General features: G+C 59.6%; 22 protein-coding genes. 14 read left to right on the top strand and 8 right to left on the bottom strand.

The annotated features are described in order from the left end of the window. Positions 1-27: 27 nt before the first annotated feature. Positions 28-1,245, bottom strand: a complete 1,218-nt coding sequence (locus GPL81_RS14770; RefSeq protein WP_160107344.1) for a LysR family transcriptional regulator — start codon at positions 1,243-1,245, stop codon at positions 28-30. Between the two features lie 157 nt (positions 1,246-1,402). Between GPL81_RS14770 and galB the strand changes: the two genes are divergently transcribed. The 4 genes from galB to GPL81_RS31095 all read left to right on the top strand — a co-directional run bounded on the left by galB (position 1,403) and on the right by GPL81_RS31095 (position 4,174). Beyond that, on the top strand, positions 1,403-2,137 hold the full coding sequence (gene galB, locus GPL81_RS14765; RefSeq protein WP_160107343.1) for a 4-oxalmesaconate hydratase: 735 nt from the start codon (positions 1,403-1,405) through the stop codon (positions 2,135-2,137). Next, a complete protein-coding gene (locus GPL81_RS14760; RefSeq protein ID WP_160107342.1) occupies positions 2,134-2,850 on the top strand; it encodes a 4-carboxy-4-hydroxy-2-oxoadipate aldolase/oxaloacetate decarboxylase in 717 nt (238 codons plus the stop codon). Before galB ends, GPL81_RS14760 begins: the two co-directional genes overlap by 4 nt. 2 nt (positions 2,851-2,852) lie before the next feature. Next, positions 2,853-3,932, top strand: a complete 1,080-nt coding sequence (locus tag GPL81_RS14755) for a 4-oxalomesaconate tautomerase (protein ID WP_160107341.1) — start codon at positions 2,853-2,855, stop codon at positions 3,930-3,932. 83 nt (positions 3,933-4,015) lie between these two features. Continuing rightward, the gene (locus GPL81_RS31095) at positions 4,016-4,174 is read left to right on the top strand and encodes a hypothetical protein (protein WP_172901588.1); all 159 of its coding nucleotides are present in this window, start codon (positions 4,016-4,018) and stop codon (positions 4,172-4,174) included. A 61-nt stretch (positions 4,175-4,235) separates the two neighbouring features. On the opposite strand, the gene GPL81_RS14750 is transcribed toward GPL81_RS31095, so the two are convergent. The 6 genes from GPL81_RS14750 to GPL81_RS14725 form a co-directional block, all read right to left on the bottom strand. After that, entirely contained in the window at positions 4,236-5,501 is a 1,266-nt protein-coding gene (locus GPL81_RS14750; protein WP_096510382.1) for an MFS transporter, read from the bottom strand. Positions 5,502-5,534: 33 nt separating this feature from the next. Continuing rightward, positions 5,535-6,605 carry a sugar phosphate isomerase/epimerase family protein gene (locus tag GPL81_RS14745; RefSeq protein ID WP_160107340.1) on the bottom strand — a complete coding sequence of 357 codons (1,071 nt, stop codon included), beginning with the start codon at positions 6,603-6,605 and terminating at the stop codon, positions 5,535-5,537. A gap of 112 nt (positions 6,606-6,717) precedes the next feature. Continuing rightward, positions 6,718-8,223 (bottom strand): MocR-like pyridoxine biosynthesis transcription factor PdxR, encoded by a 1,506-nt coding sequence (pdxR, locus tag GPL81_RS14740; RefSeq protein ID WP_160107339.1) that lies wholly within the window; start codon positions 8,221-8,223, stop codon positions 6,718-6,720. Positions 8,224-8,381: 158 nt separating this feature from the next. After that, on the bottom strand, positions 8,382-9,275 hold the full coding sequence (locus GPL81_RS14735) for a polysaccharide deacetylase family protein (RefSeq protein WP_160107338.1): 894 nt from the start codon (positions 9,273-9,275) through the stop codon (positions 8,382-8,384). Further along, entirely contained in the window at positions 9,275-10,147 is an 873-nt protein-coding gene (locus tag GPL81_RS14730) for a GNAT family N-acetyltransferase (RefSeq protein WP_160107337.1), read from the bottom strand. The genes GPL81_RS14735 and GPL81_RS14730 overlap by 1 nt, the downstream gene beginning before the upstream one ends. Positions 10,148-10,278: 131 nt before the next feature. Next, positions 10,279-11,187: a LysR family transcriptional regulator gene (locus GPL81_RS14725; RefSeq protein ID WP_160107336.1), complete on the bottom strand. Its 909-nt coding sequence runs from the start codon at positions 11,185-11,187 to the stop codon at positions 10,279-10,281. Between the two features lie 259 nt (positions 11,188-11,446). Between GPL81_RS14725 and GPL81_RS14720 the strand changes: the two genes are divergently transcribed. From GPL81_RS14720 to GPL81_RS14680, 9 genes are all read left to right on the top strand, one after another. After that, positions 11,447-11,830, top strand: coding sequence for a VOC family protein (locus tag GPL81_RS14720; RefSeq protein WP_096510388.1), 384 nt, complete (start codon positions 11,447-11,449; stop codon positions 11,828-11,830). Positions 11,831-11,938: 108 nt separating this feature from the next. Continuing rightward, the gene (fghA, locus tag GPL81_RS14715; protein WP_160107335.1) at positions 11,939-12,793 is read left to right on the top strand and encodes an S-formylglutathione hydrolase; all 855 of its coding nucleotides are present in this window, start codon (positions 11,939-11,941) and stop codon (positions 12,791-12,793) included. Positions 12,794-12,907: 114 nt separating this feature from the next. After that, the gene (locus GPL81_RS14710; protein ID WP_160107334.1) at positions 12,908-13,732 is read left to right on the top strand and encodes a phytanoyl-CoA dioxygenase family protein; all 825 of its coding nucleotides are present in this window, start codon (positions 12,908-12,910) and stop codon (positions 13,730-13,732) included. A gap of 129 nt (positions 13,733-13,861) precedes the next feature. Then, positions 13,862-14,632, top strand: coding sequence for an ABC transporter substrate-binding protein (locus GPL81_RS14705; RefSeq protein ID WP_160107333.1), 771 nt, complete (start codon positions 13,862-13,864; stop codon positions 14,630-14,632). Positions 14,633-14,723: 91 nt separating this feature from the next. Next, positions 14,724-15,413 carry an ABC transporter permease gene (locus GPL81_RS14700; protein ID WP_160107332.1) on the top strand — a complete coding sequence of 230 codons (690 nt, stop codon included), beginning with the start codon at positions 14,724-14,726 and terminating at the stop codon, positions 15,411-15,413. A gap of 2 nt (positions 15,414-15,415) precedes the next feature. Then, positions 15,416-16,129: an ABC transporter permease gene (locus GPL81_RS14695; RefSeq protein ID WP_096515325.1), complete on the top strand. Its 714-nt coding sequence runs from the start codon at positions 15,416-15,418 to the stop codon at positions 16,127-16,129. Between the two features lie 11 nt (positions 16,130-16,140). Continuing rightward, positions 16,141-16,908 carry an ABC transporter ATP-binding protein gene (locus GPL81_RS14690; RefSeq protein ID WP_160107331.1) on the top strand — a complete coding sequence of 256 codons (768 nt, stop codon included), beginning with the start codon at positions 16,141-16,143 and terminating at the stop codon, positions 16,906-16,908. An 86-nt stretch (positions 16,909-16,994) separates the two neighbouring features. After that, positions 16,995-18,170 (top strand): M20 aminoacylase family protein, encoded by a 1,176-nt coding sequence (locus GPL81_RS14685; RefSeq protein ID WP_160107330.1) that lies wholly within the window; start codon positions 16,995-16,997, stop codon positions 18,168-18,170. A gap of 30 nt (positions 18,171-18,200) precedes the next feature. Next, the gene (locus GPL81_RS14680; RefSeq protein WP_160107329.1) at positions 18,201-18,977 is read left to right on the top strand and encodes an ABC transporter substrate-binding protein; all 777 of its coding nucleotides are present in this window, start codon (positions 18,201-18,203) and stop codon (positions 18,975-18,977) included. 52 nt (positions 18,978-19,029) lie between these two features. Here the strand turns inward: GPL81_RS14680 and GPL81_RS14675 are convergent, their stop codons facing one another. After that, positions 19,030-19,926 (bottom strand): LysR family transcriptional regulator, encoded by an 897-nt coding sequence (locus tag GPL81_RS14675; RefSeq protein ID WP_178122595.1) that lies wholly within the window; start codon positions 19,924-19,926, stop codon positions 19,030-19,032. Positions 19,927-20,050: 124 nt separating this feature from the next. On the opposite strand from GPL81_RS14675, the gene GPL81_RS14670 reads away from it, so the two are divergent. Then, a complete protein-coding gene (locus tag GPL81_RS14670; protein ID WP_160107328.1) occupies positions 20,051-21,481 on the top strand; it encodes an aldehyde dehydrogenase family protein in 1,431 nt (476 codons plus the stop codon). The last annotated feature ends 407 nt before the right edge of the window (positions 21,482-21,888 follow it).

The raw sequence follows: 21,888 nt of genomic DNA, 5'->3' as shown, positions 1-21,888 counted from the left end.
TCGCCGCATCGCAGCGAAGGCGTCGCGTCAGCCACTCAGCCGCTTGTGTTGTTCGCTGATCACCCGCCGAATCACATCCATCAACGCCTGCGCCACAGGCGAGTGCAGGCAGCCATTGCGATACGTCAGGCCGATGGCGCGGGTGGTTTGTTTCAGCTCCAGCGGCAGGATGCACAACTCGCCCGAAGCTATCTCCTGTTCCAGCTGGTGGGCGGACACTGCCGCGAGCATGTCCGAGCGCAGCAACAGCCCCCGGATGATTGCCATGTCGGCGCTTTCCACCACCGGCCGTGGCGGTGCAATGCTGAATCGGCTGAAGCATTCATCGAGCATCCGTCGGGCTGGCGAGCCGGCGCGAGGCAGCACCCATCGGGCGGCGCCAAGTTCATCGTGCAGGGGCGTTGTCGAAGAGAGCGGATGATCACGCCGCGCCACCACCACCATGTCTTCCGTGAGCAGTGCTTCACCGGTCAGGTCACTGGCGTAAGTGTTCGAACGCAGCGCACCGAAAATGAAGTCGACATCGCCGGCCCGCAACTCGGTCGCCAGCAGATCGAACGGGCTTTCATTGGTGATCACCTGGATCTGCGGGTGCTCGGCCATCAGGCGCACGATGGCTTCAGGCAATATGCGCGAACGGCCCAAGGGCAGGGCGCCGACCTGCACCACGCCTTGCAGGGTGCCGCGGATGGCGGTGATGTCCGTCTCGATGTGGCGCAATTCGTTGAGCGCCCGGCGTATCGGGAACAGGATTTCCTGGCTGGCGTGCGTCGGCTGCAAACCGCGAGGGGTACGCTCGAAGAGTGTCTGGCCGCAGCCGTTTTCCATGACCTTGATGGTCGAACTGATCGCCGGCTGGCTCAGGCCGAGGAGGCTGGCCACGGTCTGCATATGACGGGTTTCACAGAGTTTGACGAACACTTGCAGGCGCCGGGCCTGGAACAGATACAGCGGTTCGACCGGGCGCTTGTCCGCTGCGCTTAACAGTCGTGGCACGCTTTCCAGTTCCGCCAGAACCCGTCGCGCCCGCGGCAGCAAGCGGTCACCGTAATCGGTCAGGCGCATACCGTTGGCGTGGCGTTCGAACAGCGGCACATCGAGCCGGGTTTCCAGCTCGCCAATCGACCGGGTCACTACTGACTGTGCGCGGAACAGCACCTCGGATGCCTTGGAGACGCTGCCGTGATCGGCCACCCTGACGAAGGCTCGCACTTGCATCAGGCTGGGGAGTTCACTGGATTCCATGGCGCTCGGACTCTGCAAATGTGTGTTCGAGCCGGACTATGCCGCTGCCCCGTTCGAGTGGCAATAAAAAAAACGCATGGCTCCAACACTGCAACGCATTACTCCGCCGGCAGGTCGCGATGCGATGCTCGTTCGAAACGCAGGAGGAGTATCCGCAATGATCGAGTCAACGAAAAACGCGCTGGTGGTCAGCGCTCACTCTGCCGATTTCGTCTGGCGCGCGGGCGGTGCCATCGCGCTGCATGCGCAGCAGGGCTACAACGTGCACATCGTCTGCCTGTCGTTCGGCGAGCGCGGCGAGTCGGCCAAGTTGTGGCGCAAGGGCGAGATGAGCGAAGAGACAGTCAAGGTCGCCCGCCGTGAAGAGGCCCAGGCGGCTGCCGACATACTGGGTGCCAGCGTCGAGTTCTTCGACATCGGCGACTACCCGATGCGCGCCGACAAGGACACGCTGTTTCGCCTCGCGGACGTGTTTCGTCGCGTCCAGCCCGGGTTCGTCCTCAGCCATTCGCTGAACGATCCCTACAACTATGATCACCCGCTGGCCATGAACCTGACGCAAGAGGCACGCATCATCGCCCAGGCCGAAGGCTACAAGCCGGGCGAGAAGATCGTCGGCGCGCCACCGGTCTACAGCTTCGAACCGCACCAGCCCGAGCAATGCCAATGGCGTCCCGACGTATTGCTGGACATCACCCCGGTCTGGGACAAGAAGTACGCGGCGATCCAGTGCATGGCCGGTCAGGAACACCTCTGGGAGTATTACACCCGCGTCGCCTTGCAACGCGGCGTGCAGGCCAAGCGCAACGTCGGGATCACCTCCAGTCGTGACATCGTTTATGGCGAGGGCTACCAAAGCCTCTTCCCGCGCGTGACGGAGACTCTGGCATGAGCGAGCTGATTGGAAAAACCGGCATCGTCGTACGCAACATCGCCCGGGCCGAACGGGTACTGGTCGATGAGCTGGCGCGCTACGGCGTCGCGACCGTCCACGAGTCGCAGGGGCGAAAGGGCCTGCTGTCGCCTTCGATCACACCGATCCAACGGGGCATCGCCATCAGCGGCTCGGCGGTCACGGTGCTGGTGGCCCCAGGCGATAACTGGATGTTCCATGTGGCGGTGGAGCAGTGCCGGCCCGGCGATGTTCTGGTGGTTGCCCCCAGTTCACCCTGCACCGACGGTTACTTCGGCGACCTGCTCGCCACATCGCTCAAGGCCCACGGCGTGCGCGCGCTGGTGATCGATGCCGGCGTGCGCGACACCCATACCCTGCGCGAGATGGGCTTCCCGGTCTGGTCCCGCGCCATCAGTGCCCAGGGCACGATCAAGGAGACCCTCGGCTCGGTCAACCTGCCGCTGGTGTGCGGCGGTCAATTGGTCAACCCCGGCGACGTGGTGGTCGCCGATGACGATGGCGTGGTCATCGTGCGTCGCGGCGAAGTTGCAGAGGTTGTCGAAGCCAGTCGCGCCCGTGCCGACCTGGAAGAGCAGAAGGCGTTGCGCCTGGCCGAGGGCGAACTGGGGCTGGACATCTACAACATGCGCCAGCGGCTTGCGGAAAAGGGCTTGCGCTATGTCGACAGCCTCGACGAAATCGGAGACTGAGCATGGGCCAGACACGTATTCCTTGCCTGTTGATGCGTGGCGGGACGTCGAAAGGCGCTTACTTCCTGGCCCGCGACTTGCCGGAAGAGCCCGTGCTTCGAGACCGCGTACTGCTGGCGGTCATGGGGTCGCCGGATGCGCGGCAAATCGATGGCCTCGGTGGCGGCGACTCGCTGACCAGCAAAGTGGCGATCATCCAGCCCTCCGCCCGCGCCGACGCCGACGTGGACTACCTGTTCGCGCAAGTGCTGGTCGATGAACCGCGTGTCGATTACGGCCAGAACTGCGGCAACATCCTCGCCGGTGTCGGGCCGTTCGCCATTGAGCGTGGACTGGTGGCCGCGACGGGTGATGTCACCCCGGTGCGCATTTACATGGAAAACACCGGGCAGATCGCGATTGCTCAGGTGCCCACGCCGCATGGCACCGTCAGCTATTCGGGCCAGGCACGGATCGACGGCGTACCCGGCTGCGGTGCGCCGTTGGTCGTGGAGTTCGAGGACATCGCGGGTTCCAGTTGTGGAGCACTACTCCCCACCGGCAACGTTGTCGATGTGTTCGATGGTGTAGAGGTCACCTGCGTCGACAACGGCATGCCGGTCGTTCTGGTCCGCGCCGAAGACCTCGGGCTCAGTGGCTATGAACACCCTGAGCAACTGGATGCCGACACCCCGTTGAAAGCCCGGCTTGAATCGATCCGCTTGCAGGCCGGTCCGCGCATGAACCTGGGCGACGTGCGCCAGCGCAACGTGCCCAAGATGTGCCTGATTGCGCCAGCACAAACAGGTGGCGCATTGAGTACCCGTACCTTCATTCCGCACCGATGCCATACCAGCATCGGCGTGTTCGGGGCGGTCAGTGTGGCGGTTGCCTGTTTGATCGAGGGCAGTGTTGCAGCAGGGGTGACGAGTGTCGTTGAGGGCGACATCAAGCAACTGTCGATAGAACACCCCACGGGAGAATTCACCGTAGAATTGCGCCTTGAAAACGCTCGCTTGATGAGTTGCGGCCTGCTGAGAACGGCCCGATTGTTATTGGACGGAGGCGTTTTTATTCCGCAAACGGTATGGGAAGGTAATTAGGGTGATGAACGTTTCATGATCGTTGACTGAGGGAAAGGATCTGCCTATACAATCCGTTCTTTCAATTTTTGTTGCGGTCAGTCATGAGTGAAGAACGAGACATTCCCGAGCCCGAGCACGACCATTTGCTCGATCATGAATTCCATGATGATGAGTCATGGGGTGAAGAAGACGCTCAAGCCATTTTTGACGACGAAGAGGATGACGTTGATTTTCTTGATCAGATAGATGAAGAGGAGTGAATGGGCGGGAGGAGGAATCGCCGTGATAGGCGATTCCTCCTCCTGGCGTTCATGCCGATGATCAGGCTTGCGCCGCGCTCATCCCGCCAGTGGCCATGGATTTTTTGCGCACCGCTTGATAGAGCAGGCTGGACACCATGAAGCCCACAATGGCCAGCAGGCTCATCAGGGTGAAGACATAGTTGTAACCCTGCTCACCGGGGAAGTGGTCGAGGATTGCGCCATAGATGACGTAGGCAAACATGCCCGGCGCATAGCCAATCAGGCAACCGATGCCGAAGGCCGAGCCGGTGATGTGCTGGGGAATGCCGACTTCGCCCATGGGTGCCCAGAACACGCCGCGCATGGAGAACACGATCAGGGCGAAGGACAGGGTCGCGGCCATCCCCGCATAGATGAAGCCCGGGCTTTTCGGAATCAGCATGATCACGCCCATCAGCGGCAACAGCGCCAGGAATGCCCACTTCAGGTAGCGGCTGGTGCTCTTGAACTGTTTGTCGGCAATGAAACCGCCGGCAGGCCCGCCGAGGATCTTCAGGAAGTACTGGTTGATGATGCCGTAGGCGCCCACCAATGCCACGGGCAAGCCGTACATTTCCTTGAGGTAGGGAATGAAATAGGTCAGGCCGCAGTAGACGATGTAGACCATGAACACGTTGAGGCTGACCAGCCAGATTCCCGGAACCTTGATCGCTTCCATCAGGTTCGCCAGGCCATTCTTCGGCTTGGCCACTGACTGCGCGTTGCCGCCCTTGAGCAGGAACCAGGTGAGGGTGCCGGCCAGAATGTCGATGACCGAGTAGAACAGGATTGCCGACTTCAGGCCGGTTTCCCCCGACCCCATGGCGACGAACACGCCCAGGGCGGAAAAGGCCACCAATGTATCCACCACGCCACGCCCGCCTTCGAGCAGGCCGAACAACCGGCCTTGCTCCTGATCGTCACCCAGATTGCGGATGGCTTTGAGCAGCGATGGCCAGAACAGGCAGTCGGCACAGACGGCCAACAGGCTGAACACGATCAGCAAACTGCTGAAGGGCGGAAAGGTCGCCAGGTACAACCCCAGGCTACCGGTCCCGATCAGGCCGAGGGGGATCAGTTTGCGCGTGTCGTAGCGATCGGCGAGCAGGCCGCCAACCACAAACAGCGCAGTCGCGATGATCGCGTTGGCACTCAGCAATACGCCGATTTCAGTGTGACTCAAGCCCATGAATTCCTGCATGGGCACATAGAAGGCGTCCTTGAGGTTCGCCAGCTTGTAGATGGTGCCGCCACCGAGGATGAGGATCAGGAATCTGAGCCATTTGGCCTTGTTTTGCGTTGTCATTATTGTTCTCCGGGCGTAATCGGGTCGTCAGGTTCAGGCGTTGGAAGGGCTGGCCAGGGTCAATTCGGCCAAGGTGCGAAACTCGGCCAGCACGCTGCGGACCCAAGCCACCTGGTTGTTCGCCCAGCGGTGTTCATCGGCCAGCATTCGTTCAAGCGAGTAGCCGCTCGGAAGCGGCGTTTCGCTCATCTCCCGGTAAGCAATGAAGGGATCGGCCGCTTCAAGGCTCTGGCGGAAGGCCGGGGCCACGTAGTGGTTTTCCTGCTCGAGAATGAACGCGATCACCTGTGGCGTTGCTTCGCCCAGCATCAACAGTTCGAACAACAGGCGGGCGCCGGGCAGATCGTCCTCGTCGCTGCCCTGCAATACGCCGTAATGGCCGAAGCCGTTCTGTTCGGGGACGATGCGCACGCCCTTGAGGTGAGTCTGGCGGATGTGCGGCGCCAGGTTGCGCAGGGCCAGCAGGGGTTGTTCGCAGGCATTGATCATGTTGCCGAAGTCGAACAGGGCATGCAGGCGAGGGTGGTTGAGGCGGTTGAGCAGTTGCGCGATTTCGCCGCTCTTGAGTTCTTCATGCTGCTCGAAATCAAAGTACAGATCGTGCTCGTCGGCCTGCTGTGCGAGGTAGTGCAGGTCGGTCTCAATCACGTCCATGACCTGCGACAGCGTGCCCTCGTAACGGGAGTAAACACGGATGTTGCGCACCCCCAGGGCCTTGGCGATGGCGATCACCTGGTCGACATCCTTTTTCAGCGTGCTGCTGATTTCCAGGTGCACTTCCAGCCCCAGCGCCTTGGCCTTGATGGCAAATACCTGGAGCTGCGCGGGTGACATTTGGCTCAGGCTGTTTTCCTCGCCGTCGAGCAAGTGCAGGCTCAGGCCTTGCAGCTCGTGGCGATAGGCGAAGTCCAGCAGGTCGGCAGGGGTGACACGGCCGTGGGTGAGGTTGGTCAGTAGCGGGTAGGCGTGGGCAAACAGGCGCATTTGCCCGAGGCGCTCAAGCAACCGCCGGGCCAGTGCCTCCGTCAGCACGGGAGCAGCCCCGTGTTCGACCACCTTATGGCTCAGCAAGGCGTTGAATCGTTCCTGGATCTTATTGTTCATTAGCGTCGTTCCTGGTTCAGACACCGGGTCTACCGGCGCAGCCTTTATCGCGCCAGTCAGGAACTCTCGATAGATCCATTATCCGTTAATTGATAAGACCACTTGCCGCGCATCAAGGGGGCGGCGGCAGATAACCCAATGTGCGCAAGGTCCGGGCCAGTGCTTCGACGCGCTCCCGGGCCTGGCTTTCAGGCGTGCCGGCAAAGCCGATCAGCAGGGCGGGCGGCAGCTCATGCTGGATGCGGTAGTCGCTCAAGGCGTAGGTGTGAATGTTGTGCCGGGCCAGTTGCCGGGCGAGGTCAGTGTCACTGAGTCCGGCGGGCAGCCAGGCGATCAGGTGCATGCCGGCATCCGTCGGCGTGATCCTGAAGAAGCTGCCAATCTGCCTTTCAAGTTGTTCGATCAAGGCCTGCTGGCGCGCCTTGTACAGTGCACGCATGCGGCGGATGTGCCCCAGGAAGTGGCCTTCGCTCATGAAGTCCGCCGTTGTGGCCTGAAGCAGTGTGGGCGGACTGCGATCCATGACCGCGCGCAGGGTGCAAAAGGGCTCGACCAGGGCTTGCGGCAAAATCACGTAACCCAGTCTCAGTGACGGAAACAGCACTTTGCTGAACGTGCCGACGTAGATCACCCGGGCCATCTGATCCATGGCATACAGTGCCGGGAGAAGTCGACCGCTGTAGCGAAATTCACTGTCGCAATCGTCCTCGATGATCCAGCTCTGATGCTGTGCAGCCCAGTCGATGAGTGCTTGGCGCCGCGCATAACTCAGGGTGACACCCAAAGGATGCTGGCGCGAAGGCGTACAAAACACCAGGCGCGCATCAGGGCACTCGGTCAGGCCTTGCTCGACATCGATCCCCTGTTCATCAATACGCAACGGAACCACCCGGGCGCCTTGAGCTTGCAACGCAATGCGCGCGGCGATGTGCCCCGGGTCCTCCATCCAGACACTGTCCTGCGGATTGAGCAGCAGCATGCCCAGCAGGTTGAATGCTTGCTGCGCGCCGGAAACGATCACCACTTGTTCGGAACTGCAGTCGATGCCCCGCGCATCGAAGACGTATTCGGCAATTGCCGTGCGAAATGCCTGCAAGCCTTGCAACTCGCCATACCCCAGAATCGCCTTGGTTGGCTTTAGCAAATGACGGTTCATCAGGCGGCGCCAGACCGCCTGCGGAAATCCGTCATAGGTACTGTGGCTAGGCAGGAAGGAGGTCGGCGTCGCGGGATCCCAGTCGGCATAGGACACCCCGCGAAAATGATCGCTGCGCAGCGACAGCATGGACTGGCTCAGGTCGGACAGGCGCGGTGGCTGGCGCTGTTGCTCGTCCTCGACACCCCGGCTTTCCCACTCCGTGCCGACATACGTACCTGCGCCCGTGCGCGAGGCCAGGAAACCTTCGGCAATCAACTGATCGAACGCATTGAGAATGGTGATCCGCGACAACCCCAACTCATTGCTCAAGGTCCGGGTCGACGGCAGGCGCACGCCCCCCTGGATTCTGCCATTGAGTATCTGTTTGCGAATCTGCAGATACAGCTGGCGATACAGGGGGATGGCACTGGCACGGTCCAGCTCGATAGCCGACAGCAGCAAACCTGCGGGGGATTTCATGACATGCTCGTTTGGTGAAATTGGATTTGACCTGGAAACCGTCAGGCGACGGGGAGGTCAGGGTAGCGAGCGATACCCGATAAGTCATCCGCCGGGCGTTGATGTCCGGCGCAGTCCGGTGGCGGGATATTCCGAAAAGGGGGCGAACCACTGACCACTCACGCGGGGAAATGGGCGATCCAGTGCCTGGCAATGTCTTCGCGCCGGCAAATCCACACCGCGTCGTGGCCTTGCACGTAATCGAGAAAGCGCGCCAGCGCCATCGCGCGACCGGGATGGCCGCTGATCCGCCCATGCAGGCCGACGCTCATCATTTTCGGGTGTTGCGCGCCCTCCTGCCACAGCAGGTCGAACGCATCCTTGAGCAGCCGGAAGAAGTCTTCACCGCAGGCGAAACCATTCGGTAGCAGATAGCGGGCGTCGTTGTTGACCAGTGTGTAAGGGATCACTAGGTGGGCGGGCGAGCCTGGGAGCCAATAGGGCAGATCATCGTTGTAGGCGTCCGAGCTATAGAGAAACCCGCCTTCCTCACGCAACAGGCGGCGGGTGTTCTGGCTGACCCGTCCTGTGTACCAACCGACGGGGCGTTTACCGCAGATCTGCTCGATCACGTCGAGGGTGAGGCGGATATGACGCCGCTCCTGGTCTTCGGGCATGTCGCGATAGTCCAGCCAACGGTAGCCATGCCCGGCAATCTCATGTTCGGCCGCGCAGAGCGCATGGCCAATCGCCGGGGTGAGCTCCAGTGCCCGGCCGACGGCGAAGGCGGTCAGCGGCAGGCCTCGGGCGCTGAACAGCTCCAGAATGCGCCACACACCTGCGCGCGATCCGTATTCGTACATGCCCTCGACGCTCAAGTCCGGTTCCCCCACACGCGGCGGGCGGCCCGGTAGCTCGTGCAACCAGGCCTCCGACTGTGCATCGCCATTGTGGATGCATGACTCCGCACCTTCTTCGATGTTGAGTACGAACTGGATCGCGACGCGCGCCTCACCGGGCCATCGCGGGTGGGGTGGGCAGCCGCCGTATCCGGTGAGGTCGCGAGCGGACATCAGCCCAGCTCGAAAGTCGTGACGCCGAACACACGTTCGTGCGCGATCGCCGGGGGAGGGCCGAGGTACATGCGTGCGCAGCCGAACACCTCGATCATGCCCTGTTGGCGCACGAGCGCCATCGCGGCGGGGTTATTCTCCGGGGCATCGAGAAACAACGGGCCACCCTCTGCAAATTGCGCCAGGCGCGCGTAGAGGGCATTGGCTGCCAGGGCGTCATCGGCGAACAAGGGGCCGATCTTGTAGCCTTCCCGGCAGCGTCTTGCTACGCCATAGCCGCTGAGCCTGCCCTCGCGCCGGCAGCCCACGGCGAGTGCATCGGCTTGGGCGATCCACCCGCTCAGGAAGGTTTCGCGCGCGGCGGGAAAGCAGGTGCGGTCGTAATCGACAACCTGATCGAACGGGAAGGTGGCCAACGGGAAGATGTCCTGGTCGTCTACCGGCGAGGTCGCCGGGCGTTCGGTGATTTCGGTACGAAAACGCAGGTTGCGATGGGAGAAGACGAAACCACCCTTGGCGTAGTAGTCCTGCATCGCGAAGACGCCGTCCATGCCGATGCTCGCGCCTGGGCGCAGGCGGGCGAGGAGTCGCTCGCGGCGTGCGTGCCAGAGGGTATTGCCCAGACCTTGACCGCGATATTCAGGCCGGACGATGAAAAAACCCATGAAACCGAATTCGCCATTGTAGGAAGTGATGGCTCCGCCGCCGATCAATTCGCCACCCCGGGTGGCCGCGATGAAGGCGGCCGGGTCCGTCGCCCAGAACAGCTCGGCATCGTGAAAACCGGGATTCCACCCCTCACGGGCAGCCCAATCGACAAGCTCGTCCAGCTCGGGACGGGTCATGTTGCGTATGACCAGCTGATTCGACACCGCGAAGTACTCCTCAGTCGCTGATCGAGCGTGGGGGCCATCCCCACTCTGAACCCTTTCGGTATAGCTTCAACCCGGGTATTGATCCAGGCCGTCGCGTCACCTGCGGAATGGGGTTGTTCGCCAGTGCTTTAGTCGTGTCGTGCTTGCCAGTCATTGGCGACCCAGTTGACGAAGGCTTCTGCGACCGGTGATGGATGCATCACCCGGGATTGGGCCAGAACCACTCGCTGAGGTGATACGTCTTCGATGACAGGGAGGCATGTCAGGGGCGTGCCGTCATAACAATGATCGCCGACAGGCCGGGTGCAAGACAGCGCCACGCCGTACCCGTGAGCCACCAGACCTCGCTGCATTTCGAAGGTCTGGGTGTACTGCTGGGTGCGCGGCCGAAGGTCATGGGCCCAGAACAGCGACAGGAAATACTCGCGAGTCTGGGCGATGTCCTCAAGAATCAGGCACTCCTGGGCAAGCTCATGGAGCGAAACGGCTTCGTGCGTGGCCAATCGATGATCCTTCGATAACAACGCATAGGGTGTCAGTTCCGCCAGCACTTGCCGGGGAAGGAGAGGGTCCAGCCCCAAGTCGTACGTGAGTGCCAGCTCCGCCTTACCTGCGGTGATGCTCCTGTGAACGCCCGCCAGATCCGTTTCGAACAGCGTGACCTCAATTTCAGGATGCGCCTTTCTGAACCCCGACAGCAGACGCGGGGCGTAATACGGCCCCAAATCCTGAAAGCAGATCAGCGACAGGTTTCCGCGCAGCACTTGAGGCTGGGAATCAGCTTGAACGCTCATTTTCGCGGCCATGCTCAGGATGTCTCTCGCCTGACTGAGCAAGCGCGTGCCAGCGGGCGTCAATTCGAGCCCTCGACTGACCTGGCGCCGGAACAATCGGTCATTCACGGCATCCTCCAGTTGCGAGATGGCGATGGAAACGGATGGCTGCGAGACATGCCGCGCCCTGGCGGCTGCACTGATGCTCCCATGCTCGGCCACTGCCACGAAGTACTCGAGTTGTCTGAACGAGAAGCCTATCAATTTTTTTTATACTCCAGAATAGGATATATATTCTTTTCCTATTGAAGGCGAAAAGCAATACTGCGATCACGTTACAGCAACGCGGTTACAGATCGGGAGGGATCAGGATTTGAAGTTGCGCCGGCTTATCGAATCAGCCGCAAGTTTGTACCACTGAGCGGAGCTGCGTAATGTTTTAACAACGGGCATGGATGCGTTCGCGACAGCGCGGTCATTAGATTGACCAATAACGAAAATAATAATTACAAGAGAGGTAGACATGGCCATTTTTACCCACGTTAGTGTCGGCACTAATGATTTGAATAAAGCCCGTGACTTCTATGATGAAGTCTTGAGCAAGTTGAATCTCAAGCGCATTGCCGACCTTGATGATAACGGCTCGATCTGGGGTGAAGCTGCACCTTCCTTTTTCGTCCTCAAACCTGCCAATGGTGCGCCTGCCAGTGTAGGGAACGGTGTGACCGTGAGTTTCGAAGCTCCGAATCGCGCTTCGATCGATGCATTCCACAAGGCCGCCCTGGCCGCTGGCGGTGTCTGCGAAGGCGCGCCAGGTCCTCGCGGTTGGGCGCCACATGCCTACGCCGCTTACGCTCGTGATCTGGACGGCAACAAGCTGGCCGCTTACTGCTTCAGGCCCGTCTGAGTCCTCAAAGTGCAGTAGGGTCGAGTGACCGTTCGCTCGGCCTGCATGAGTGCGATGTCGGCAGGTAACTGAGTTCTGTCGACGGTCGCGCTGTCACAAGCGCGAGAGATGACTATGGAACTTATTTCCAGCAACAAAACCTTTGGCGGTCATTTAAACAAGTACAGGCACGCGTCTAGCGTTGTGGCGTGCGAGATGACCTTTTCCGTATTTCTCCCTGCGCAGGCTGACGTTGGTGCTCGACTCCCTGTTCTGTATTGGCTGGCAGGGCTGACGGGCAATGAAGATACCTTCGTTCAAAAAGCGGGTGCGCTTCGTGTCGCAGCGGACTTGGGCCTGATCATTGTCGCCCCTGATACCAGCCCTCGCGGCAGCGAAGTTCCTGACTCGGCTCCCGAGGAGTGGGCGTGCGGGCAAAGCGCCGGTTTCTACGTCAACGCAACCGAAAAACCCTGGTCAGATCATTACAACATGTACGACTACGTTGTGAATGAGCTTCCCGGGCTGATCGACCGCCATTTCCCGACGTCGGGTCGGTGTGGCATTTCCGGTCACTCAATGGGTGGTCACGGAGCATTGGTCTGTGCATTGAGAAACCCGCAGAAGTATCTCTCGATATCGGCGTTTGAACCGATCTGTAACCCCGCCAGGACTCCCTGGGGGATCCAGGCTTTTTCGGGCTACCTGGGTGCCGATCGACAATCCTGGCTGTCTTGGGACGCTTCTGAGTTATTAGCGAGTTGCCAGTCGAATTTATCGATTCTCGTTGAATTTGGCGGCGCCGACGAATACCTCGATGAAGAACTTAAACCCTGTACGTTACTGGGGGCGATGAGCAACAGTCATTGCGAACTCGAGATCAGGGTGCGTCAGGGTTATGACCATAGTCATTACTTCATTGCTTCTTTTATAGAAGACCATTTGCGTTATCACTACAAGAAGCTCGTGAGTTCAACACTATAAGTGGGTGAGGTTTGTTTAATCGACCTGTCGACAGTGCGCGTTGGGCGGTGGCGTGGCGGCGAATGAATATTGAATTTTCACTTAATAAGTAACGTATTTGCCAAGAGGTGCCAGATGGAAAAAGTCTCAGCATTTAAACTTCCCGCCGGAACGGAGGAGGCGTTTCAACGTGATGGCGCAGTATGCGTTCGCCAACTGTTCTCTGCAGAAGAGGTGGCGTTGCTGGAATCAGGAATCGAGCAAAATCTCAGGCATCCAAGCCCTCGCGCCAAGGTCGCCAGCCGCCCGGACGATCCCGGCTGGTTCTTCGAAGACTTCTGCAATTGGGAAGACATCGATGCCTACAAGACCTTCATTTTCGAAAGCCGGGTCGGTCATGTTGCCGCGCAACTGATGGGAAGTGACTCCGCCAGGCTTTATCACGACCACTTGCTGGTCAAGGAAGCGAACACGCGTCAACGCACCCCTTGGCATCAGGACCAGCCGTACTACAACGTCGATGGCCGTCAGAACTGCAGCATGTGGATGCCGATTGACCCGGTCGCCCGCGAGTCGACGCTGGAGTTTGTCGCCGGATCGCATCTGGGGCCCTGGCTGATGCCCCGTAGCTTCATGGACAGCCAGGCCCAATGGTTTCCCGAAGGCACCTTGAGCGACCTGCCTGACATCGAAGCGGATCGCAGTGCATGGAACATTCTGGGTTGGGAGCTCAACCCGGGCGACGTCGTGTTTTTCCACATGCTCACATTGCATGCTTCTGGTGGGGTGGGGGGCAACAGACGTCGGCGCGCGTTCTCGGTGCGTTTCCTCGGTGATGACGTTACCCATGCACCACGGCAGTGGAAAACCTCCCCCGACTTCCCGGGGCTCGAAGCTGAACTCGCGGCCGGGGCCAGGATGGAACACGCGCGGTTCCCGGTGCTCTGGTCCAAGCCCTGATCCGAGGCACGAGTGTGAGGATGGCCGGCTATTTGGCGGTTGAGGAGGCGAATGGCAGACACCGCCTGTGTGTGATCGAAAAACGTAAATCCCATGTAAAACCATTGATTAGCTATGCAGGATAAAAATATGAAAAAGATTGTGTTAGCTACGGTATTGGCTGTCGTTTCGTCCGGTGTCATGGCCAGGGATATGACGGAAATAAAGTTCGGTGTGGACCCGACCTTCGCGCCTTTCGAGTCCAAGGCGCCTGACGGCAGCCTCGTGGGTTTCGATATCGATCTCGGCAACGCGATCTGCGCCCAGCTCAAGGCCAAATGCGTGTGGGTCGAAACGTCGTTCGACAGCATCATTCCGGCGCTGCGTGCGAAGAAGTTCGACGGGATCATGTCCGCACTGTCGATCAACGAAAAACGTAAAGCGCAGATCGATTTTTCCGATCGCCTTTATAACTCCCCGACCAAGCTCATCGTCAAAAAGGGCAGCGACCTCGATGCGACGGTCGAGTCGCTGAAGGGCAAGCACGTGGGGGTGACGCAAGGCACCACGCAGGAGGCCTACATGAAATCGGCCTGGGCCCCGGGTGGTGTCGTCATCAGGTCCTATCAGACGCAGGACCTGGTGTATCAAGACCTGATGTCTGGTCGCCTGGATGCCACGCTGACGGACGCACCCGTGGCGGATATCGGGTTTATCCAGACGCCCAGAGGCGCGGGCTACACCTTCTCCAAGACAGAGGTGAAAGACGAAAAGATCCTGGGTGAAGGCATTGCGATCGGGCTGCGCAAGGGCGACGGCGAGCTTGAGACTGCGGTCAACGGGGCACTCAAGGCGTTGCATGAAAACGGCACGTACAAACAGCTGGCCGATAAATATTTCTCGTTCGACATCTACAACTGAGCTCACGGTTTTCTACTGAATACAACGATGGGTTCCCAAGCCTTTCCTGGGCGCCCATCGCGCACGATCATTTCATATAGGAACGAGAGCCATGTTTCTAGAAGGGTTCGGGTCGATCATCCTCGACGGGACAATATCCACGATCAAACTGGCATTACTGTCCATGCTGTTCTCGGTCGTGCTGGGTTTGATAGGCGCATCTGCCAAACTTTCAAAGAATCGAACGCTACGAAATCTGGCGACGGCGTATACCACGCTGATTCGCAGCGTGCCTGATCTGGTGATCATGTTGCTGTTGTTTTACAGCCTGCAAATGGGGCTGAACAACATCACCGAGGCACTCGGTTTTAATCAGATCGACATCAACCCGTTTCTTGCCGGGGTCATCACGCTAGGGTTCATTTACGGCGCTTACTTCACCGAGACGTTTCGTGGGGCGTATCAGTCCGTTCACGCAGGTCAACACGAAGCCGCAATCGCTTACGGCCTGACGCCGGCGAAGGCGTTCTGCAGAATCATGTTCCCGCAAATGATGCGTTACGCACTACCGGGCATTGGCAACAACTGGCAGGTGGTCGTCAAGGCGACCGCATTGGTCTCCATCATTGGTCTGACGGACATCGTCAAAGTGACCCAGGACGCCGGCAAAAGCACGATGCAGCTCTTTTACTTCAGTCTGGTAGGAGGGCTTATTTACCTGGCAATCACCACCGTCTCCAATGGTGTTCTCGTCTGGCTGCAGATTCATTATTCGGCGGGCGTGAGGAAGGCGGACCTATGAACATGCATGAGTTCATTGCCCAATACTGGAAAGCGTACCTGTGGACGGACGGCTACCAGCTATCCGGCGTCGCCATGACGTTGTGGCTGTTGGTCGCTTCGATCGCCATCGGTTTTCTGCTCTCGATTCCCATGTCGGTAGCGCGGGTGGCGAAGAACCCGTTCATTCGCGGGCCGGTGTGGTTCTACACCTATGTCTTCAGAGGCACGCCGCTGTATATCCAGATGCTCGTTCTCTACACGGGCGTCTACAGTCTGAGCTATGTGCGTGATCAGCCCTTGCTGGATGCTTTCTTCCGAGAGGGCTTCAACTGCACGTTACTGGCGTTTGCGCTGAACACCTGTGCCTACACGACCGAGATCTTCGCCGGGGCCATCCGGGCCACGCCCTATGGGGAAATCGAAGCCGCCCGGGCTTATGGCCTGTCGCCGTTCAAGGTCTACAAACGGGTGATTTTGCCCTCGGCGTTGAGGCGGGCGCTGCCGGCCTACAGTAATGAAGTCATCCTCATGCTGCACTCCACGACCCTGGCGTTCACCGCCACCGTGCCCGACCTCTTGAAAGTGGCTCGAGACGTCAACGCTGAAACCTATGCAACCTTCGAAGCATTTGGCGTCGCTGCCGTGCTCTATGCCGTGATGGTGTTCGGGCTGGTCTGGTTGTTCCGCAAGGGTGAGTCCCGTTGGCTCGCGTTTTTGAAGCCTCAAACACATTGATGGAGAGCACGATGTACAAGCTGAACGTAGAAAACCTCCACAAAAAATACGGCCCTCACGAGGTGTTGAAAGGCGTCTCGCTCAATGCGAAAGCCGGCGATGTCATCAGCATCATCGGTTCCAGCGGTTCAGGTAAAAGCACCTTCCTGCGGTGCATCAATTTTCTTGAGCAGCCCTGCGCCGGGAAAATCACCGTGAGCGGCGAGGAAATCAGGACCCGGCTGGACATGTCAGGTTCGATGATCGTGGCGGACACCCGGCAGCTTCAGAAGGTGAGAACCAAACTGGCGATGGTGTTTCAACACTTCAATCTCTGGCAGCACATGACGGTGCTGGAAAACGTCATCGAGGCGCCCATCCAGGCGCTGGGACTGAGCCGAAAAGACGCAGAGGAACGGGCTCGTAAGTACCTGGAAAAAGTGGGCCTGGCCGCGAGCGTTGAAAAGAAATACCCGTCCCACATGTCCGGTGGACAACAGCAACGGGTCGCGATCGCTCGAGCCCTCGCCATGGAACCTGAGGTGATGCTCTTCGACGAGCCCACGTCCGCGCTTGATCCCGAACTGGTCGGCGAGGTCCTCAAGGTCATGCAAGCGCTGGCCGAAGAAGGGCGAACCATGGTCGTGGTCACCCATGAAATGGGGTTCGCTCGACATGTCTCCAATCACGTCATGTTTTTGCACCAGGGCCTGGTAGAAGAAGAGGGCAACCCTGCTGAGGTATTGACCAATCCCCGGAGTGAGCGACTGGGCCAGTTCCTGTCGGGGCGGTTGAAGTAGCCGTGGCGTATGCGAGTGCGCTGAACCTGGCGCCCCGCGACCTTTCCAGCCCTTTATTTTCCTTGCGTCTGCCCAGGAGCACACCAATGTCCTCACCCATACCTGAACTGCTTGAAGTGCAAGATGAAATCCAGCAGATACGCCATCTGATTCACTCCCGTCCAGAGTTGGGCTACGAGGAGTACCTGACCAGCGATCTGGTGGCGCAACGGCTGACCTCATGGGGTTACGAAGTGACCCGAGGGATCGCCAAGACCGGCGTCGTCGCGGTGCTGACCCGAGGAAGCGGAACTCGCAAGATCGGGCTGCGTGCCGACATGGATGCCTTGCCGATCCATGAAGACACGCACCTTCCCTGGCGCAGCCAGGTCGACGGAAAAATGCATGCCTGTGGCCATGATGGCCATACGGCGATGCTGCTGGGTGCGGCCTATGCCCTGGCCAAGCGAAGTCTCTTCGATGGCACGCTCACCTTGATTTTTCAACCCGCGGAAGAAGGCCTGGCCGGGGCGCGCCAGATGATCAGGGAAGGCATACTCGAGCAGTTTCCCTGTGACGCGCTGTTCGCCCTGCATAACATGCCGGGCTACAAGACCGGGACCTTCGGCTTCCGTCCGGGCGCTTTCATGGCATCGGCCGATCAGGTCGATGTGACCATTCGGGGGAAGGGCGGGCATGGTGCGATGCCCCATCTGGCCGTCGACCCGATCGTGGTGTGCGCGAGCATCATCATGGCCTTGCAGACGCTGGTGTCCAGAACCGTCTCTCCCCAGGAGATGAGTGTCATCACCGTGGGTGCGATCCACGCCGGTCGGGCGTCCAATGTGATCCCCGACAGCGCACACATGCTCATCTCGGTGCGCGCGCTGAATCAGCAAGTTCGCGATCAGCTCGAGATCGACATCACTCGGGTGATCGAGTCGCAAGCGACCGGTTACGGCGCCACGGCAGAGATCAAATACAGCGCGGATTATCCCTTGCTGGTGAACGATCCCGCCGCGACGGCATTTGCCGCAAGCGTGGCGCGGGACTGGCTGGGCGATGCCGAGGTCCTGGAAAACGTTACTCCCTTCAACGGCAGCGAAGACTTCGCTTATTTCCTGCAGGAGCGGCCGGGCTGTTACCTGATTCTGGGCAATGGAGATGGGGAAGGGGGCTGCATGATCCATGATCCCCGATACGACTTTAACGACGAAATACTCATGCGCGGAGCGGAGTATTGGGTCCGCCTGGCCGAGTGCTTTCTCAAGAAAGATGCGTGAAATCTCAACCCCGTAGAGCGAGGCTTTGACATGTACAAGAAAGTTGCATCAGCACTCACCCTGGCATCCCTCTTCGTTGCACTCGGCGTTCAAGCCGAGCCCACGCTGAGGTTCGGTGTGGACCCAAGCTATCCGCCTTTCGAGAAGAAGATGCCTGATGGGTCCCTGAGTGGATTCGACATCGACCTCGGGGAGGCCATTTGCGCGAACCTGCAAGTCAAGTGCGTGTGGGTGGAGCAGAACTTCGACTCGATGATCCCAGCGTTGAAGGCCAGGAAGTTCGACGCCATTCTCTCGGCCTTCAGCGCCACGCCCGTGCGCCGTCAGCAGGTGGACTTCACCAACAAGATTTACGTGGCCCCGTCTGCATTGATTGCAAAAACCGATTCCGGGATTCTGCCGGACGACGACTCGTTGAATGGCAAGTCGGTCGGGGTCATCCAGGGTTCATTGCAGGAAGCGTACGCAAAAAGCGTGTGGGCCCCGAAAGGCGCTCGTATCCAGTCTTACCAGACTCAGGATCAGATCTTTCAGGACCTGATCACAGGTCGCCTGCAAGCCTCTTTCCAGGCGGCGGTTCAAGGCGATATCGGTTTACTGCAAACGCCTAGAGGCGCTGGTTACGCGTTTGCCGGGCCACCGATAACGGACAAGAGCATTATCGGAGACGGTGTCGCGATCGGCGTGCGAAAAGGGCAGGACGATTTGGTGCAGAAAATCAACGCGTCGATCGTCGCGATCCGGCAGTCAGGTGAATACGACAAAATCGCCAGCAGATACTTCAGCTTCAATGTCTACGGCGACTGATCCTGTCGCGCAAGAGCAGGCGGATACCCGGATGTTCGCCTGTTCCGGTTCCTCACTCGGGCCGCAACTCCTGCACCAGATCAATCAGTGCACGTAATCGAGCCGGCACCAAACGATGACCCGAGTAATAAAGCCTCAATCCGCCAAACGACGGGCACCACGGTATCAGCACCGGCACCAGGGCGCCGCTTGCCAGTTCTTCCTGGATGAACCACTCGGAAATGAAACCGATGCCAAGGCCCAACATCACGGCCTGTTTGATGGCCAGCAACTCGTTGGAGACGAAGCGCACCGGCAGATCCATCTGCAGCTTCTGGCCGTCGCGCTCCAGTTCCCAATGGTAGAGGCCTCCGTGGGCCATGCGCATGCCGATGCTCTGGTGGGTGAGCAGGTCTCGCGGGTGCTCGGGCACGCCGTGGCGCTCGAGGTACTCGGGCGTTGCCACCACGAGCATCTGGATGTCACCTGACAGCGCCACGGCAATCATGTCTTGCGGCACGGACTCTGCCAGGCGAATCCCGGCATCGAAGCCTCCGGCGACGATGTCGACCATGCTTGATTCGCTGACGATGTCGATGCGCACGTCGGGATAGCGCTGAGCGTACTGCTTGAACAGCGGCTCCAGCAGCAGGTAGGCCGCGCCATGCGGTGCATTGATGCGCAGTGTGCCGCTGGGTTCGTCGGGGCCGACGCTGGCCTCTTCGCCGGCACTTTTGATCTGCGCCAGTGCAGGTGCGATGCGCTCCACGTAGCGTTGCCCAATGTCGGTGAGGGCAACGCTGCGTGTGGAACGATTGAACAGGCGCACCTTCAGGCGCGCTTCCAGGCCGGCCACCGCGCTGCTCACGGCAGTGGTGGACATGCCCAACTCCTGTGCCGCGCCACGAAAACTGCTGCGGCGCGCAACGGCCAGCACCACTTCCAGCTCGGTCATTCCTGTTCTGTGCATGGATTGTCCTGAAAATACGGATACTTCATAAGCCAAAGGATAGCTTATCGGAACAATGAACCCCTCTTAGACTTCGCATCACAGAGGCTCGATTCAGGCGAGTCATTTTGAGCGAGGAGTTGCCATGCAACGCATTGAACACATCTACATCAACGGCGAGTTTGTCATTCCACACGGCGAGGAATGGTTCGACCTCCATAACCCGAGCACCGAGGAAGTCATCGGTCAGGTTCGGCTGGGCGATGCACTGGACGCACAGCGTGCCATTGCAGCCGCCAAGGCTGCGTTCCCGGCCTGGTCCCGTACCACTCGGGAAGAGCGTATTGCGGCACTGCAACGCCTGCACCGGGCCGTGGCGGCCAGGGAGGAAGAGCTGCTGGAAGCTGTCCTCGTGGAATACGGCGCACCTGCGGTCCGCGGGCGCTGGATGGCGACCTATCCGGCTGACGTGATTGCGCAAGCGATCGATGCACTGGAGGCGTTCGATTTCGAGGAACAGGTCGGCATGGCCAGGGTCATTCTGACGCCCGTGGGCGTTACCGGTCTGATCACACCCTGGAACAGCAATGCCGGCTTCATCTGCAACAAGCTGGCCACTGCGCTGGCGGCAGGCTGCACTGCCGTCATCAAGCCCAGCGAGATGAGCGCGTTGCAGACGCAGGTTGTGGTCAGGGCGTTGCACGAAGCGGGGCTGCCACCGGGTGTATTCAATATCGTCAACGGACGGGGCGAGGTGGTTGGCGAGGAAATCACCCGTCATCCTGACGTGGCCAAGATCTCGTTCACGGGTTCATCCGCTGTCGGTCAGCATCTGGTCAGAACCGGCGCCGACACCATGAAGCGTGTGACGCTCGAACTGGGTGGCAAGTCGCCCACCGTGGTGCTTGACGATGCGGATTTCCAGGCGGTCATGCCGTTGGTGCTGCAAGCCGGATTTCTCAACAGCGGCCAGGCGTGCATCGCGGGCACTCGCATCCTGGTGCCGCGCAGCCGGCTGGCAGAGTTCGAGCGGGTTGCGAAGGAGGGCGTCTCACAGATTCAATCGGGTGATCCGCGCAACGCCGACACCGACATCGGCCCGATGGTGAGCCAGAAGCAATGGGAACGGGTGCAGCGCTACATCCGTATCGGCCAGGAGGAAGGCGCGAGCTTGCTGGCAGGGGGCGAAGGTCGCCCGGAAGGCTTGCACGCCGGATGGTTCGTCAAGCCCACGATCTTCACCGATGCCAGCAACCGGATGCGCATCGCGCGTGAGGAAATCTTCGGCCCCGTGCTGACGATCATTCCCTACGAGGATGAGGCTGATGCGATCAGCATTGCCAACGATACGGACTATGGGCTGAGCGCCCTGGTGCTGGGAAAGAGTGCCGAACGCTGTATGAACGTCGCCCGTCAGATCGATTCGGGACGCGTGCTCATCAACACCCTGGCCCACGAACCGCGTGCCCCCTTCGGTGGATTCAAACATTCGGGCCTTGGGCGCGAAATGGGCAGGTGGGGGATGAGCGCGTATCTGGAACCGAAGACATTGATTGCGCATGACCCGTTGAATTGACCGGGTCGGGCTCCTGTCAGGGAGTGCTGGGCCCGAGGTCTTCGAGTTCCAGTGCGGTACCCGATGGCAAGAGCCCACGAAAAAATGAAGTTGGGGAAATGGGAGAAAATCTATACGCCTTCTACTGCGGCCAGGGAAGGACTGTTATTGACCAGGGCATCAAGGCAGTCCGAAGACAACAGTATTTGCCAGTTATTTTTAATCGCCGAACAAGCCGATAAGACTCCAGGCTGTCCCAGTAGTAAAGATGAAAAAAATCAGTACAAACGTAAGGACGATCGACTCATTACGCATGACGATGACTCCCTGGAATGGCATGGCACAATGAGCAGCCAATCTCCGGAGAAGGCGTTTTATGCATCTGTTTCATGCATAGGAAGTACCCTGGAGTGCTGCTTGCTCAGTTG

Origin of the sequence: Pseudomonas izuensis (assembly GCF_009861505.1) — a bacterium.
Taxonomy (GTDB): Bacteria; Pseudomonadota; Gammaproteobacteria; order Pseudomonadales; family Pseudomonadaceae; genus Aquipseudomonas; species Aquipseudomonas izuensis.
This window is presented reverse-complemented; position numbering and strand designations above follow the sequence as displayed.

What these genes read in the sequence shown, in the direction of transcription:
- GPL81_RS14770 (WP_160107344.1), bottom strand. Translation starts at nt 1,245, where the DNA reads ATGGAATCCAGTGAACTCCCCAGCCTGATGCAAGTGCGAGCCTTCGTC.
- galB (WP_160107343.1), top strand. Translation starts at nt 1,403, where the DNA reads ATGATCGAGTCAACGAAAAACGCGCTGGTGGTCAGCGCTCACTCTGCC.
- GPL81_RS14760 (WP_160107342.1), top strand. Translation starts at nt 2,134, where the DNA reads ATGAGCGAGCTGATTGGAAAAACCGGCATCGTCGTACGCAACATCGCC.
- GPL81_RS14755 (WP_160107341.1), top strand. Translation starts at nt 2,853, where the DNA reads ATGGGCCAGACACGTATTCCTTGCCTGTTGATGCGTGGCGGGACGTCG.
- GPL81_RS31095 (WP_172901588.1), top strand. Translation starts at nt 4,016, where the DNA reads ATGAGTGAAGAACGAGACATTCCCGAGCCCGAGCACGACCATTTGCTC.
- GPL81_RS14750 (WP_096510382.1), bottom strand. Translation starts at nt 5,501, where the DNA reads ATGACAACGCAAAACAAGGCCAAATGGCTCAGATTCCTGATCCTCATC.
- GPL81_RS14745 (WP_160107340.1), bottom strand. Translation starts at nt 6,605, where the DNA reads ATGAACAATAAGATCCAGGAACGATTCAACGCCTTGCTGAGCCATAAG.
- pdxR (WP_160107339.1), bottom strand. Translation starts at nt 8,223, where the DNA reads ATGAAATCCCCCGCAGGTTTGCTGCTGTCGGCTATCGAGCTGGACCGT.
- GPL81_RS14735 (WP_160107338.1), bottom strand. Translation starts at nt 9,275, where the DNA reads ATGTCCGCTCGCGACCTCACCGGATACGGCGGCTGCCCACCCCACCCG.
- GPL81_RS14720 (WP_096510388.1), top strand. Translation starts at nt 11,447, where the DNA reads ATGGCCATTTTTACCCACGTTAGTGTCGGCACTAATGATTTGAATAAA.
- fghA (WP_160107335.1), top strand. Translation starts at nt 11,939, where the DNA reads ATGACTATGGAACTTATTTCCAGCAACAAAACCTTTGGCGGTCATTTA.
- GPL81_RS14710 (WP_160107334.1), top strand. Translation starts at nt 12,908, where the DNA reads ATGGAAAAAGTCTCAGCATTTAAACTTCCCGCCGGAACGGAGGAGGCG.
- GPL81_RS14705 (WP_160107333.1), top strand. Translation starts at nt 13,862, where the DNA reads ATGAAAAAGATTGTGTTAGCTACGGTATTGGCTGTCGTTTCGTCCGGT.
- GPL81_RS14700 (WP_160107332.1), top strand. Translation starts at nt 14,724, where the DNA reads ATGTTTCTAGAAGGGTTCGGGTCGATCATCCTCGACGGGACAATATCC.
- GPL81_RS14695 (WP_096515325.1), top strand. Translation starts at nt 15,416, where the DNA reads ATGCATGAGTTCATTGCCCAATACTGGAAAGCGTACCTGTGGACGGAC.
- GPL81_RS14690 (WP_160107331.1), top strand. Translation starts at nt 16,141, where the DNA reads ATGTACAAGCTGAACGTAGAAAACCTCCACAAAAAATACGGCCCTCAC.
- GPL81_RS14685 (WP_160107330.1), top strand. Translation starts at nt 16,995, where the DNA reads ATGTCCTCACCCATACCTGAACTGCTTGAAGTGCAAGATGAAATCCAG.
- GPL81_RS14680 (WP_160107329.1), top strand. Translation starts at nt 18,201, where the DNA reads ATGTACAAGAAAGTTGCATCAGCACTCACCCTGGCATCCCTCTTCGTT.
- GPL81_RS14675 (WP_178122595.1), bottom strand. Translation starts at nt 19,926, where the DNA reads ATGCACAGAACAGGAATGACCGAGCTGGAAGTGGTGCTGGCCGTTGCG.
- GPL81_RS14670 (WP_160107328.1), top strand. Translation starts at nt 20,051, where the DNA reads ATGCAACGCATTGAACACATCTACATCAACGGCGAGTTTGTCATTCCA.